Origin of the sequence: Rathayibacter sp. AY1C1, from assembly GCF_002932105.1 — a bacterium.
Lineage (GTDB): Bacteria > Actinomycetota > Actinomycetes > Actinomycetales > Microbacteriaceae > Rathayibacter.
Map to the genome: position 1 here is coordinate 83,700 of NZ_PSWH01000003.1, position 13,133 is coordinate 96,832.

Here is a 13,133-nt window from a genome sequence, read left to right on the forward strand (position 1 = left end):
GGGTGCACGGTCAGCCAAGGTAGTCCTCATCTCAGCGGCGAATGAACGGCTGTTTCACGTGAAACATTGCTCACGCCGACTATCGGCGATGAGGGCGGTCGCCCCTGGCAGAGGAGAGCCGCACCGAGAACGACCAGTCCAAGTGCCAGCCCTGCGCCCGCCAGCGAGCCACTGAACGCGGCTTGAACTACGGAGACCGACGATGTCTGAACTCCGCCAATCCTAGATATGCCGCTCCACGCCTGATCGACCGCAATAGGCGCATCGTGGGCTACTCAATCTAGAGATCGATGCCCCAGATCCCCGACGATCATCGCCAATCGGCAATACCGACCGTATTCGCGACCAAGCCCGGAGTCAGCAGGGCCTCGCAGATCCTGGGGCCACCTCATCAGGCTCTACCGGTCATAAGGGCTTATCAATCAGAGAAATGGCGACGACCGAGAGTGCCGAGCTCGCACGGCAGCTCGTCGGTCACCTCAAGCGTGCTGATCTCTGTGATCGTGATGCCGACGAGGGGAGCAGATACCGCCTCATCGGCCATTACTGCCTAGACCATAGCAAGAGCGCGCCCTCGCCACCCCACGGTTGATCAGTAGCGGCCGCTATGCCGGCCCTCTACGGAGCGAGCGACACCTCGGTCGGCTCCCCGATCTCGGCGAGGATGCGGTTCAAGTCCTGGATGGTGGCGAAGTCGATGACCATCTGGCCCTTACGTGCGCCCAGGGTGACCTTGACGCGCGTGTTCAACCGGTCGCCGAGGTGATCCGCGATCGACGAGAGGTGTCCGGAGTGCCCGCCCTGCTCCTCCACCACGGGACGCGTGGTCGTCCGCGGCGCCTTCATCTGCGCCGCGGCGGCCTCGGCGGCGCGGACGGACAGGTCCTCGTTGACGATCTTGTCGGCCAGGCGGCGCATCATCTCGACGTCGTCGAGGGACAGAACCGCACGCGCGTGTCCTGCGGTCAGGACGCCGGCAGCGACGCGGGCCTGTACATCGGCCGGGAGCCGCAGGAGACGGAGCGTGTTCGAGATCTGCGGCCGCGAACGTCCGAGCCGCGTCGCCAGGGCCTCCTGGGTGATCCCGAAGTCGCTGAGGAGCTGCTGGTAGGCGGACGCCTCCTCGAGCGGGTTGAGGTCGGCGCGGTGCAGGTTCTCCAGCAGCGCGTCGCGGAGCATGTTCTCGTCGGCCGTGTCCTTGACGACCGCGGGGATGGTGGTCAGTCCCGCGGCCTTCGAGGCGCGGAACCGGCGCTCACCCATGACGAGCTCGTACTTCGCTCCGCCGCGAGCCGTCACGGGCCGGACGACGATCGGCTGCAGCACTCCGAACTCGCGGATGCTGTGGACGAGTTCCGCGAGGTCGTCCTCGTCGAACACCGACCGCGGCTGCGCCGTGTTGGGGGTGATGTCGGCGAGGGGGAGTCGCGCCAAGCGCGCTCCGGGGACCTCGAGGAGCTCCTCGGCGCGGGCCGAATCGCCGACCTGATCAGGGAAGAAGACGTCGACGGGACGGGAGCGCGACTCGTCGCTGGTCGGGATGAGCGAGCCGATCCCCCGGCCGAGTCCCGTGCGCTTGGTCGCCATCAGCGTGCCTCTCCTTCGTGTGCCGTCTCGGGTGTCTTCCGGGCTCCGCGTCGTGCGATCTCCGCGGCCGCCTCCAGATACGCCAGCGAACCGGACGACTGCGGGTCGTAGCTGATCACGCTCTGTCCGTAGCTCGGCGCCTCCGAGATCCTCACGTTGCGCGGGATCACCGCGCGCAGCACCTCCTTCGGGAAATGCTCTCGGACATCCGCTGCCACCTGCTGGGAGAGGTTCGTGCGGCCGTCGTACATCGTCAGGAGGATCGTCGAGACACCGAGGTTCGGGTTGAGGTGCCGCTCGATCAAGTCGATGTTCTTGAGCAGCTGGCTGAGCCCCTCGAGCGCGTAGTACTCGCACTGGATCGGGATGAGCACCTCGCGAGCGGCGACGAACGCGTTGATGGTCAGCAGACCGAGCGACGGCGGGCAGTCGATGAAGACGTAGTCGAACGGCTCGTCCATGGTGTCGAGCATGCGGTCGAGCGCACGGCGGAGACGCTGCTCGCGCGCGACGAGCGAGACCAGCTCGATCTCGGCGCCGGCCAGGTGGATGGTCGCCGGCACACCGTAGAGCGAGGCGAACTCCGGGCTCTTCTGCACGACGTCCGCGAGGGGAGTGTCGTTGACGATCACGTCGTACACGCTGGCCGTCTCGGCGCGGTGCTCGATGCCCAGGGCCGTCGACGCGTTTCCCTGCGGATCGAGGTCGATGACGAGCACCTTCGCCTCACCGCGGGCGAGCCCGGCGGCGAGGTTGACGGTCGTCGTCGTCTTGCCGACGCCGCCCTTCTGGTTCGAGATCGTGATGACGCGCGTCGACTCGGGCTTGGGCAGCGGCTGGGCGTTCAGCAGTGCGCGCCGGCGGGTCATGTCCGCGATCTCCCGGGCCAGAGGAGTCGAGGAATCGAAGCCTCCGGTCAGACCGGCGGAATCGGTTTGTTTCACGTGAAACCTTCGCTCAGCGAGTGGGACGGACATCAGCACCGAGGAGTCGACGGACGAGGAGTCGGGGGCTCACTGCGGCGTCGTGGCGATCAACCCACTGTAGCCCGGACGACCCTCGTCACCTCGGAGAGCACGCCGTCGCCGAGCACGACGACCTCGGGCGGGGAGAGCCGGAAACGACGGATCTGCTTGGCCGCCGCCTCGATCTCCTTCTCGGCGTTGATGCCCTTCAGCAGGACCAGCTCGCCTCCGGGCCGCAGCAGCGGCGCGGTCAGCGGGATCAGCTTCGAGAGGGCGCTGACCGCCCGAGCGGTCACCTGGTCGAGAGGCTCAGCGAGCTCCGCCTCTTCAGCACGGACTCGAAGAATTGAGACATTCTCGAGTCCGAGTCCGTCCACCTGCTCCTGAAGCCAGACGACGCGACGCTCCATCGGCTCGATGAGCACGAAGCGGACGTCGGGCCGCACGATGGCCAGGACGAGCCCGGGAAGGCCCGCGCCACTGCCGACATCACCCACCAGTCCCGGACGCAGGAGAGGGGCCACCAGGGCGCTGTTGAGCACGTGCCGCGTCCAGAGACGGGGGAGCTCCAAGGGCCCGATCAGGCCGCGCTCCTCACCCTGGTCAGCGAGAGCCTCCGTGAACCGCCGCAGGAGGGGCAGGCGATCGCCGGCGATCGCCGCAGCGGCTGCGGGCTCGGCCTCGAGGGTCGACTCCACGCCGTTCAGCCGCGGGTGATGACGGTGTGGCGCTCGCGCGCCTCGCCGCGCGACTCCGACACGAAGCCGCGCTCGCCCACCATGTCGTGGACCAGCTTGCGCTCGTACGACGACATGGGCGGGAGCGAGGCCGACGTGGCGCCGTCCTCGATCCGCTCGATCGCGCGGTCGACCAGCTGGGCGAGCTCCGCCTCGCGGGCGTCGCGGGAGCCGCCGATGTCGAGGATGAGGCGGGAGAACGCGCCGGTCTTCGTCTGGACCGCCAGGCGCGTCAGCTCCTGCAGTGCCTGGACGGCGTCGGGGCGGGAGAGCACCCGGAGGTTCGTGTCGCCGGAGGCGGTGACCGAGAGGTAGGCGCGGCCGTTGCGGACCTCGATGTCGATGTCGCCGTCGAGGTCGCAGATGTCGAGGAACTCCTCGATGTAGTCGGCGGCGACGTCGCCCTCGTCCTCGAGCTGCGAGAGCGTGGACTCGGGCGCCTCGTCGACGGCGGACGCGTCCACGTCCGCGGGTGCGGACGCGTCGTCGGTGATGGTCTGCATCGGATCGGTCATGGCGGCTCTACTTCTTTCCGGCTTGCTTCTTGGAGCGGTTCTTGCTCACGGGCTGCGTGCGCTGCACGGCCTTCTTCTCGACGAGGGTGACGTCGCCGGCGGCCGTGGTCTCCTCGACCAGCTTGCCCTTGCGGCGCAGGCGCTCCTCGCGGGCCTTGGCGGCCTCGCTGCCCGGGGTCGGCATGTTCCGGATGACGATGAACTGCTGGATCATCGTCCAGATGTTCGAGGTCAGCCAGTAGAACATGACGCCGAGGGGGAACGCGAAGCCCGAGAAGGCGAAGACGAGGGGGAGGATGTAGAGCAGGATCCGCTGCTGCTTGAACGTCGGCGAGGCCTTCGCCTCGGGCGACATGTTCTTCGAGACGATCTGCAGCTGCGTGATGAACTGCGACGCCGTCATCAGGACGACCATGATCACCGCGATGATAATGACCGGCTCCTGGCCGCCCTCGGCGAGTGCGCCCTGGATCGACTGGTGCAGCGGTGCGACGCCGAAGAGGTTCGCCTCGCCGAACTGGCGGGCGAGCGTCTCGTCGAGCGGGCCCACGCCCTTCTGGCTGTGCTGCGCCGCGTTAAGCACCGAGAACAGGCTGAAGAAGATCGGCATCTGGATCAGCAGGGGCAGGCAGGAGGCGAGCGGGTTGGTGCCCGTCTTCTTGTAGAGCTCCATGGTCTCGCGGGACATCGCCTCACGGGACAGCTGGTCGCGCTTGCCCTTGTACTTGTCCTGGATCTTCTTGAGCTGGGGTGCGACCTCGAGCATCCGACGCTGGCTCTTGATCTGCTTGACGAAGATCGGGATGAGCGCGGCGCGGATGACGATGACCAGGCCGACGATCGAGAGGACCCAGGTGATTCCCGCGGCCGCCTCCATGCCGGTGAAGGTCAGCAGCTGGTGGAAGGCGACGAGGAGCAGCTCGACCACCCACTTGAGGGGCCAGAGGATCGTGCCGAGGAGGTCCATGGAGTGGGGTCAGTCCTTTCGAGGGCCCACGACGAACCCGGCTCGCGTCACGGCGAAGCGGGTCCGGCCGGAAGCCGGTCGGTGCAGGGGGATCGAGGTCGGGACGTCGTCGATGCCGCCGGCCGCCCACGGGTGGCAGCGGAGCAGACGGCGGGCCGCGAGGACGGAGCCGAGGACGAGCCCGTGGAGCTGGACCGCCTGGAGCGCGTACGCGGAGCACGAGGGGTAGTAACGGCAGACGTCCCCGTAGAGAGGGGACACGACCGCCCGGTAGACGATCAGGAGCAGGACGCCGATGTTCCGCGGCAGCAGGAGGATCGCCCACCCGAGCCGGGCGAACGGCGCCTCGCGGCGGGGGAGCACGGCGGTCACGAGGACGCCCCGCTCTTCCGCGCGGCTCGCGCCATCGCGGACCACACCTCGGAGCGCAGCTCCGACCAGGGGGCGTCGGCGCTGCCGGGCAGCGCGCGGACGACGACCTGGGTGCCGGGGTCGATCTCGGGGACGAGCTCGAACGCCACGGCCTTGAGCCGGCGGCGGACGGTGTTGCGCGTCACCGCGGTGCCGACCGTCTTGGCGACGATGAACCCGAACCGCGCCGGATCGCCCGCGGAGGACCGGCGGACATACGTGACGGTGTGCGGTCCTGTGGACCGCACACCGCGACGGACGACTGTCCGGTACTCGCCTCCGTGGACGATGCGATTGGCTCTGGCCAGCACCGCTGGTCGGTACCGCTCGCTGCTAGGCGGAGAGCTCGGTGCGCCCCTTGGCGCGGCGCGCGCTGAGGATGCCGCGGCCGGCACGGGTGCGCATGCGCAGACGGAAGCCGTGCACCTTGGCGCGACGACGGTTGTTCGGCTGGAAGGTTCGCTTGCTCATAATCAGATCTCCACGTACGTGTTCCGCGGCGCGAACCGGCACCACCCGCTCGGGCGGAGACTCGGATCCTCCGGGAAGAAGGGGTGCCCGGCTGCGGAATCCGCTCGGCCTGCGAGGGCCGCACGGACGACACCGGGCAGGCGTCAACTGATTTAAACTACGGCCTGTTCCGCCACCGGTCAAATGTGGACGGCGCGAAACCTCGATCATGCACACGGGACACGGGGTTCCGCGCATTGACACGCGGGTGTCGCTGTGGTGGATTTGTCTCCCGTCGGCTCCGTTCGTTACGGTGTTGAGCCGCAGTTATCCACAGGTGGGATCCGCGTCCTCCCGCGCCCGCACAGGCATCGCTCGAGGCCGGTGGACAACCCTGTGGAGAGAGCGGCACTCGAGACCCGGCTCCGCGCCCGGTCCGCGACGCCCCTGCAGCGGGCGGCGACGGGTCCGGCGGAGACGGCGATCCCGCAGCGACTTCACAGCGACAGCACCCAGGACCGGAGACAGATGGCAGACGACACGTCGATGGTCGACGCGTGGAACGTGATCCTCGGCGCACTGTCCCAGGACGAGCGGATCACCGCTCCCCTCTACGGGTTCGTCTCGCTCGTGGAGCCCAAGGGCATCATGGCGGGCACCTTCTACCTGGAAGTCCCGAACGAGTTCACCCGCGGGATGCTCGAGCAGCGCGTGCGCGTGCCCCTGCTCAGCGCGATCGGGACGCTCGACGACTCCTTCGGCGTCACGACGTTCGCCTTCGTGGTGAACCCCGACATCGAGCACGAGCCCCTCAGCTCCCCGTCGTCGCAGGAGTCGATGAACCCGTTCGAGCCGATCACCGCCTCCTCGGCGACGGTCGCGCCCACCCGCGGGGTCGAGGAGCTGCGGACCGTGCCGGCGACCGACACCCGGCTGAACCCGAAGTACAGCTTCGACAACTTCGTCATCGGAGGCTCCAACCGGTTCGCGCACGCCGCGGCCGTCGCCGTCGCCGAGGCTCCCGCCAAGGCCTACAACCCGCTCTTCGTCTACGGCGACTCCGGGCTCGGCAAGACGCACCTCCTCCACGCCATCGGCCACTACGCGATGAGCCTCTACCCGGGGATCCGCGTGCGGTACGTCTCGAGCGAGGAGTTCACGAACGACTTCATCAACTCGATCGCGAACAACCGGGGCAACGCCTTCCACGGCCGCTACCGCAACGTCGACATCCTCCTGATCGACGACATCCAGTTCCTGCAGGGGAAGGCGGAGACGCAGGAGGCGTTCTTCCACACCTTCAACCAGCTGCACGACCACAACAAGCAGGTCGTGATCACGTCCGATCTGCCGCCGAAGGCCCTGACGGGCTTCGAGGACCGGATGCGCTCGCGCTTCGAGTGGGGCCTCATCACCGATGTGCAGGCTCCCGACCTCGAGACCCGCATCGCGATCCTCCGCAAGAAGGCGGTCAGCGAGAAGCTGCTCGTGCCCGACGACATCCTCGAGTTCATGGCGTCGAAGGTGTCGAGCAACATCCGCGAGCTCGAGGGGACGCTCATCCGCGTCACCGCGTTCGCGAGCCTGAACCGCACGCCGGTCGACATGTCGCTCGTGCAGACCGTGCTGAAGGACCTGATCACGCTCGACGAGGACAACGTCATCTCGCCGGTCGACATCATCAACCACACCGCGGACTACTTCAAGCTCACGGTCGACGACCTCTACGGCTCGTCGCGCTCGCAGGCCGTCGCCACCGCGCGCCAGATCGCCATGTACCTGTGCCGCGAGCTGACGAACCTCTCGCTGCCCAAGATCGGCCAGCTGTTCGGGAACCGCGACCACACCACGGTCATGTACGCGAACAAGAAGATCTCGGAGCTCATGAAGGAGCGCCGCAGCATCTACAACCAGGTCACCGAGCTGACCACCCGCATCAAGACGAACCGCTAGTCGGTAGTCGTACGGTCCCCGGGACCACCTGTCCCGGGTGACGTGTCCGGGGGTCCATCGGCGTCCGTGCGCGGTGGTCGGGTAGTCGCTCCCCTCTCTTCGTGTGAGGGGAGGCGACGGGGATCGCGGCGCGAGCAGCAGGGCGTCGGTGTCGGCGCGCGTCGAGATCGGGCGAAGGCGCTGGCGGGGGTCTCGATACGGCTCGCTGGGGCTACTCGACCAGCATGAACCGCACGTGCTCAAGGGGTCCGGGTGAGCGGCTGAGCGGCCGGCGTGCGATCGGACGGTGTCGATCCGCCGTGCGACGGCCAGGAGAGCAGCGCAGGGGAGAGGGAGCGCGCATCGTCTTGCGCGCCGCTCGGACGGCGCGAGCCGCGTTCGACGGTCTCCGTCGTGACCCGGAGACGTCGTCGACGGACTCCTCGACCCACCAGGCGGGCCTCGGACACGCCGCCTCGCGCGCCTCGGAGGGCCGATTTCCACAGTGTGAGGAACCTGTGGATAACTGTGGACAACCGCCTCGGGACTGTGCGCCGGGAGAGCCCGCCTGTGGAGGGCGACAGGTCGGCCCGGATCGCTCCACAGGGCGTCCACGGGCCCGCTCACACTCCCTCCACAGGGGCGGGTCCCTCCGAGCCCACCCAGGAGTAGGGGTCCGAAGCGTTTTCCACAGTTTCCACACGTGTTAACACTGTTAACGCAGTTCTCTCTTTAATGAAGCCTCGACCGGCAACCTCTCCACAGCGGCTCGGGAGTGCTCGGCGGTCCACCCCCTTCCGAGCTCGTCGAGCCCGGCGGGTACGATGGGCGACGGTCTTCGTCCGCGACTCGTCAGGGGTGTACTCGTGAGGTTCCAAGCCAACCGCGATGTCTTCAGCGAGGCGGTGTCCTTCGCGGTCAAGCTGCTTCCGCAGCGCACGACCCTGCCGATCCTCTCCGGAGTCCTCATCGAGGCGACCTCCGAGGGTCTGACGCTGTCCTCCTTCGACTACGAGGTGTCCGCGCAGACGCAGATCGCGGCCGACGTGGAGGAGACGGGGACCGTGCTCGTCTCGGGCCGTCTGCTCGCCGACATCGCGAACCGCCTCCCCAACGCTCCCGTGCGCATCGCCACGGAGGAGTCGCGCGTCTCGGTCTCGGCCGGCTCGGCGCACTTCACGCTCCTGCAGATGCCCGTGGAGGAGTACCCGAGCATCCCCGAGATCGACGCCTCCACCGGCCTCGTCCCGGCCGACGCCTTCGCGGCCGCCGTCTCGCAGGTGGCGGTAGCCGCCTCCCGCGACGACGTGACCCCCGTCATCACCGGCGTGCAGCTCGAGATCACCGAGAACACGATCGGCCTCGTCGCGACGGACCGCTACCGCGTCGCCGTCCGCGAGATCGACTGGGACAACGGGGACAACCCCGCGCCCACCCAGCCGCTCACCGCCCTCGTGCCCGCGCGCACGCTGCAGGAGGTCGGCAAGACCTTCGGCCACTCCGGCACCGTCTCCGTCGCGATCACCAACCGCGACGAGCGCGAGCTGATCGCCTTCACCGCGGACCGCAAGACCGTCACGTCGCTGCTGATCAAGGGCAACTTCCCGCCCGTGAAGCGCCTCTTCCCCGCCTCCGTCGAGAACTACGCGGTCATGTCGACCAGCGACCTCATCGAGGCCACCCGCCGCGTCTCGCTCGTGCTCGAGCGCGAGGCGGCCCTCCGCTTCAGCTTCAGCAGCGACGGCCTCACCCTCGAGGCCATCGGCTCCGAGCAGGCGCAGGCGTCCGAGAGCATCGACGCGATCGTGACCGGCGACGACGTGGTCGTCTCGCTCAAGCCGCAGTTCCTGCTCGACGGCCTCGCCGCCGTCCACTCGGAGTTCGTGCGCATCGCGTTCACGAAGACCGAGAACCCCAACAAGCCCGGCCCCGTCCTGATCACCGCGCAGACCTCGCGGGAGCAGCCCGGCAGCGACAGCTACCGCTACCTGCTCCAGCCCAACCTGCTGCTGCGCTGACCACTCCCCGGATCGCAGAGCCGCGACCGCCCCGCTCCCGACGAGCGCCCGCCCGCCGGACAACGAATCCAGGAAGGTTCACCATGCACATCGGACTCGTCGGCCTCGGCAAGATGGGCGACAACATGCGCTCCCGCCTCCGCTCCAAGGGGCTCGAGGTCACCGGCTACGACCGCAATCCCGACGTCTCGGACGCGGCCTCTCTCGACGAGATGATCGCCGCACTCCCCTCGCCCCGCATCGTCTGGGTGATGGTGCCGGCCGGCGAGATCACCGACGCGGTCGTCAAGGACCTGTCGGAGAAGCTCAGCGAGGGCGACCTCGTCATCGACGGCGGCAACTCCCGCTTCACCGAGGACTTCAAGCACGACGCGCTGCTGAAGCCCAAGGGCATCCACTACATCGACGCGGGCGTCTCCGGCGGCGTCTGGGGACTCCAGAACGGCTACGGCCTGATGGTCGGCGGCCCGAAGGAGCTCGTCGAGTACGCCATGCCCGTCTTCGACGCGCTGCGCCCCGAGGGCCCCCGCGAGGAGGGCTTCGTCCACGTCGGCGAGGTCGGCGCCGGCCACTACGCGAAGATGGTCCACAACGGCATCGAGTACGCCCTGATGCAGGCGTTCGCCGAGGGCTACGAGCTGCTCGAGACCCGCAGCGACATCATCAAGGACGTCACCGGCACCTTCAAGGCCTGGCAGCGCGGCACGGTCGTGCGCTCCTGGCTGCTCGAGCTCCTCGTCCGCGCCCTCGAGCAGGACCCGGACTTCAAGAACATCGAGGGCTACGTGCAGGACTCGGGCGAGGGCCGCTGGACCATCGAGGAGGCCATCAACAACGCCGTCCCGGTGCCCACGATCAGCGCCTCGATCTTCGCCCGCTTCGTCTCCCGCCAGGAGGACTCCCCCGCGATGAAGGCCGTCGCAGCGCTCCGCAACCAGTTCGGCGGGCACTCCGTCAAGGCCGTCGACTGAGTCGGCTGGTGAGGACTGCCTCCGGCAGTCCTCACGGCGGTCGGCTTCCGGAGGGGGGCGCGTTCCGCAGGGCCGGTGACGGACGGCGGACTGCGGCCCGCCGCCCCCGTGAGGCAGGGATGCTCTCACGGGGGCGGCGGGCCTCCGGCCGCCTCCACCTTGCTACCGACGTCGGGCGGCGAGCCTGCGGCCGCCTTCACGGGCGGGGACGGGGCTCGGCCGATCATGGTGAGCGAGTAGTGGCCCCGGAGGGGCGTATCGGGATCCGCGTCCCGGACGGTTCCGCCGCCGTGTCGGTCGAGTAGCCCGCAGGGGTGTGTCGAGACCGGGGGCGCAGGCCAGGCCGGCAGGGGGAGAGCGGACCGCAGGCGCCGGAGCGGGTGGATCGGCCGATCGGGACGGGCGAGGAGCCCGCAGGGGTGCAGGGAAGGCCCGCGACGACGGGTGGAGGAGAGGAGCGCGACGTGCAGGTGACGCAGCTGGCGCTCAGCGACTTCCGGAACTACGAGTCGGTCGACGTCGAGCTCGTGCCCGGACCGAACCTCTTCGTCGGCCGCAACGGCCAGGGCAAGACGAACCTCGTCGAATCGCTCGGCTACCTCTCCACCCTGGGCTCGCACCGCGTGTCGAGCGACCAGGCGCTCATCCGCGCCGGCCGGGACAGCGCCGTGGTGCGCGCCCGCCTCCGCAACGGCGAGCGCGACCTGCTGGCCGAGGTGCAGATCAACCGCTCCTCCCCCAACCGCGCGCAGATCAACCGCGGCGGGATCAAGCCGCGCGAGCTCCCCCGCTTCTTCTCCAGCGTCCTCTTCGCCCCGGAGGACCTCCTCCTCATCCGCGGCGACCCGTCGGCCCGCCGCCGCTTCCTCGACCAGCTGGTGATCCTCCGCTCCCCGCGGATGAGCGCCGTCCAGGCCGACTACGAGCGGGTGCTGCGCCAGCGCAACTCGCTGCTCAAGTCGGCGCGCGCGAGCGGCGTCCGCGACCCGTCGAAGCTCGGCACCCTCGACATCTGGGACGAGCGCCTGATCGCGCTCGGGACCGAGATCATGCAGTCGCGCCTCACCCTGGTGGAGGAGCTGAGCGGACCCGTGCGCGCCGCGTACGAGGCGGTCGCCGGTGCCGACCAGCGTCCGGTGCTCCGCTCCCGCCTGAGCATCGAGGGCGCGGTCGACGACGACGGCGAGCCCGTGGAGCAGCCGGGCGCCGCGTCACCGGCGGCGGGCGAGGGACTGGCGGAGGCGTTCGCGTCCGCGCTGGCCGGGGTGCGACGCCGCGAGCTCGACCGGGGCGTCTCCCTCGTCGGCCCGCACCGCGACGACGTGCAGTTCGAGCTGAACGCGCTGCCGGCCAAGGGCTACGCCAGCCACGGCGAGAGCTGGTCGTTCGCCCTGGCGCTGAAGCTGGGCGCTGCGGAGCTGCTCCGGCGCGACTCCCCCATGGGCGATCCGGTGCTGATGCTCGACGACGTCTTCGCCGAGCTGGACGCGCGCCGGCGCGAGCGCCTCGCCTCGGTGGTCGCCGACTACGAGCAGGTCCTGATCACCGCGGCCGTCTTCGACGACGTCCCGGAGGCGCTGGCCGCGCACACCGTGCGGATCGAGGCCGGCCGGATCGTCGGCACGGGCGCCGCCGCCGCGCCGATCGCCGTGCCGGAGCCGACCGCACCCGACTCCGCTTCGTCCGATCCGGCGTCCTCCGACGCCCCTCCTCCCGGTCCCGAGTCCTCCCACTCCTCTCCTCCCGGTCCGGTCTCGTCCGACTCCCCTTCTCCTGGCGCCGTCTCCTCCGCCGCGGAGCCCGCGTTCCCAGCGCCCGCGTCCCCGGAGCCGCCCGCCCCCGCCCCGTCGGCGCCGGCCGATGGCTGACTCCCCCCGCCGCGGAGCCCCCGCACCCGACTCCGAGGCCGCCCGCGTCTACCGCCACCTCAAGGAGGTGTTCGGCGCCGACGGCCCGCGCCGCATCCGGAAGACCGTCGAGCGCGCCGAGCCCAAGGGCGACGCGATCCCGTTCGGCAAGGGCCGCGACCCGCACGACCTCGGCGACGTCCTCGACTCCCTCACCGTGAAGCTCGGCTGGACGGCGCCGCTGGCGCAGGGCGACCTGATGTCGTCGTGGACGGCGATCGCCGGCGAGGAGACCGCGAAGCACTCGACTCCGGTGGGCGTCGTCGACGGCGTGCTGACGGTCGCGTGCGAGTCCACGGCGTGGTCGACGCAGCTCCGGCTGATGCGGATCGAGATCATGAACCACATCGCCGTGAACTTCCCCGACGCGGGCATCGCGTCGATCCGTTTCCAGGGCCCGGACGTCCCGAACTGGAAAAAGGGTCCCAGGTCGATTCCAGGGCGTGGTCCGCGCGACACCTACGGCTGAGGACGCATTTTCGGTCGACCGCCGATCTTTCGCGCCTCAGATCGCCGTCCAGCGCTTCGGATCGACCCGGCACGCGGTAGAATGGAGGGCCGCCGAACCGCAGTGACGCCGCCGTGCGGGCGATCTCCAGATCACCGTGCGCGTCGCGACGGACCGTCAGAGGAGAACTCCACAGCTATGACTCACGAGCCGAACGACTCCACG

At 69.2% G+C, this 13,133-nt stretch carries 14 protein-coding genes; 5 read left to right on the forward strand and 9 right to left on the reverse strand.

Features of this window, described 5'->3' with window-relative positions:
- Window positions 1-418: 418 nt before the first annotated feature.
- From C5C71_RS17840 to rpmH, 9 genes are all read right to left on the reverse strand, one after another.
- Window positions 419-544 (reverse strand): hypothetical protein, encoded by a 126-nt coding sequence (locus tag C5C71_RS17840; protein ID WP_258066351.1) that lies wholly within the window; start codon window positions 542-544, stop codon window positions 419-421.
- Window positions 545-618: 74 nt separating this feature from the next.
- Entirely contained in the window at window positions 619-1,587 is a 969-nt protein-coding gene (locus C5C71_RS02485) for a ParB/RepB/Spo0J family partition protein (RefSeq protein ID WP_104222684.1), read from the reverse strand.
- A complete protein-coding gene (locus tag C5C71_RS02490; protein ID WP_104247021.1) occupies window positions 1,587-2,456 on the reverse strand; it encodes a ParA family protein in 870 nt (289 codons plus the stop codon). The genes C5C71_RS02485 and C5C71_RS02490 overlap by 1 nt, the downstream gene beginning before the upstream one ends.
- A 164-nt stretch (window positions 2,457-2,620) precedes the next feature.
- Window positions 2,621-3,250, reverse strand: coding sequence for a 16S rRNA (guanine(527)-N(7))-methyltransferase RsmG (rsmG, locus tag C5C71_RS02495; protein WP_181065634.1), 630 nt, complete (start codon window positions 3,248-3,250; stop codon window positions 2,621-2,623).
- Window positions 3,251-3,255: 5 nt separating this feature from the next.
- A complete protein-coding gene (locus tag C5C71_RS02500) occupies window positions 3,256-3,804 on the reverse strand; it encodes a R3H domain-containing nucleic acid-binding protein (RefSeq protein WP_244229531.1) in 549 nt (182 codons plus the stop codon).
- A gap of 7 nt (window positions 3,805-3,811) precedes the next feature.
- Window positions 3,812-4,771 carry a membrane protein insertase YidC gene (yidC, locus tag C5C71_RS02505; protein ID WP_104222681.1) on the reverse strand — a complete coding sequence of 320 codons (960 nt, stop codon included), beginning with the start codon at window positions 4,769-4,771 and terminating at the stop codon, window positions 3,812-3,814.
- A gap of 9 nt (window positions 4,772-4,780) precedes the next feature.
- The gene (gene yidD, locus C5C71_RS02510; RefSeq protein ID WP_244230695.1) at window positions 4,781-5,134 is read right to left on the reverse strand and encodes a membrane protein insertion efficiency factor YidD; all 354 of its coding nucleotides are present in this window, start codon (window positions 5,132-5,134) and stop codon (window positions 4,781-4,783) included.
- Window positions 5,135-5,139: 5 nt separating this feature from the next.
- Complete coding sequence (rnpA, locus tag C5C71_RS02515; RefSeq protein ID WP_104222680.1) at window positions 5,140-5,493, reverse strand: ribonuclease P protein component; 354 nt, start codon at window positions 5,491-5,493, stop codon at window positions 5,140-5,142.
- A gap of 22 nt (window positions 5,494-5,515) precedes the next feature.
- Window positions 5,516-5,653, reverse strand: a complete 138-nt coding sequence (rpmH, locus tag C5C71_RS02520; protein WP_055784512.1) for a 50S ribosomal protein L34 — start codon at window positions 5,651-5,653, stop codon at window positions 5,516-5,518.
- Between the two features lie 627 nt (window positions 5,654-6,280).
- Between rpmH and dnaA the strand changes: the two genes are divergently transcribed.
- The 5 genes from dnaA (at window position 6,281) to C5C71_RS02545 (ending at window position 12,929) form a co-directional block, all read left to right on the forward strand.
- A complete protein-coding gene (gene dnaA / locus C5C71_RS02525; protein WP_374952921.1) occupies window positions 6,281-7,585 on the forward strand; it encodes a chromosomal replication initiator protein DnaA in 1,305 nt (434 codons plus the stop codon).
- An 845-nt stretch (window positions 7,586-8,430) separates the two neighbouring features.
- Window positions 8,431-9,582 carry a DNA polymerase III subunit beta gene (gene dnaN, locus C5C71_RS02530; protein ID WP_104222678.1) on the forward strand — a complete coding sequence of 384 codons (1,152 nt, stop codon included), beginning with the start codon at window positions 8,431-8,433 and terminating at the stop codon, window positions 9,580-9,582.
- Between the two features lie 83 nt (window positions 9,583-9,665).
- A complete protein-coding gene (gene gnd / locus C5C71_RS02535) occupies window positions 9,666-10,553 on the forward strand; it encodes a phosphogluconate dehydrogenase (NAD(+)-dependent, decarboxylating) (RefSeq protein ID WP_104222677.1) in 888 nt (295 codons plus the stop codon).
- A 464-nt stretch (window positions 10,554-11,017) separates the two neighbouring features.
- On the forward strand, window positions 11,018-12,421 hold the full coding sequence (recF, locus tag C5C71_RS02540; RefSeq protein WP_104337101.1) for a DNA replication/repair protein RecF: 1,404 nt from the start codon (window positions 11,018-11,020) through the stop codon (window positions 12,419-12,421).
- Complete coding sequence (locus tag C5C71_RS02545; protein WP_104237766.1) at window positions 12,414-12,929, forward strand: DUF721 domain-containing protein; 516 nt, start codon at window positions 12,414-12,416, stop codon at window positions 12,927-12,929. Before recF ends, C5C71_RS02545 begins: the two co-directional genes overlap by 8 nt.
- Window positions 12,930-13,133: the final 204 nt, after the last annotated feature.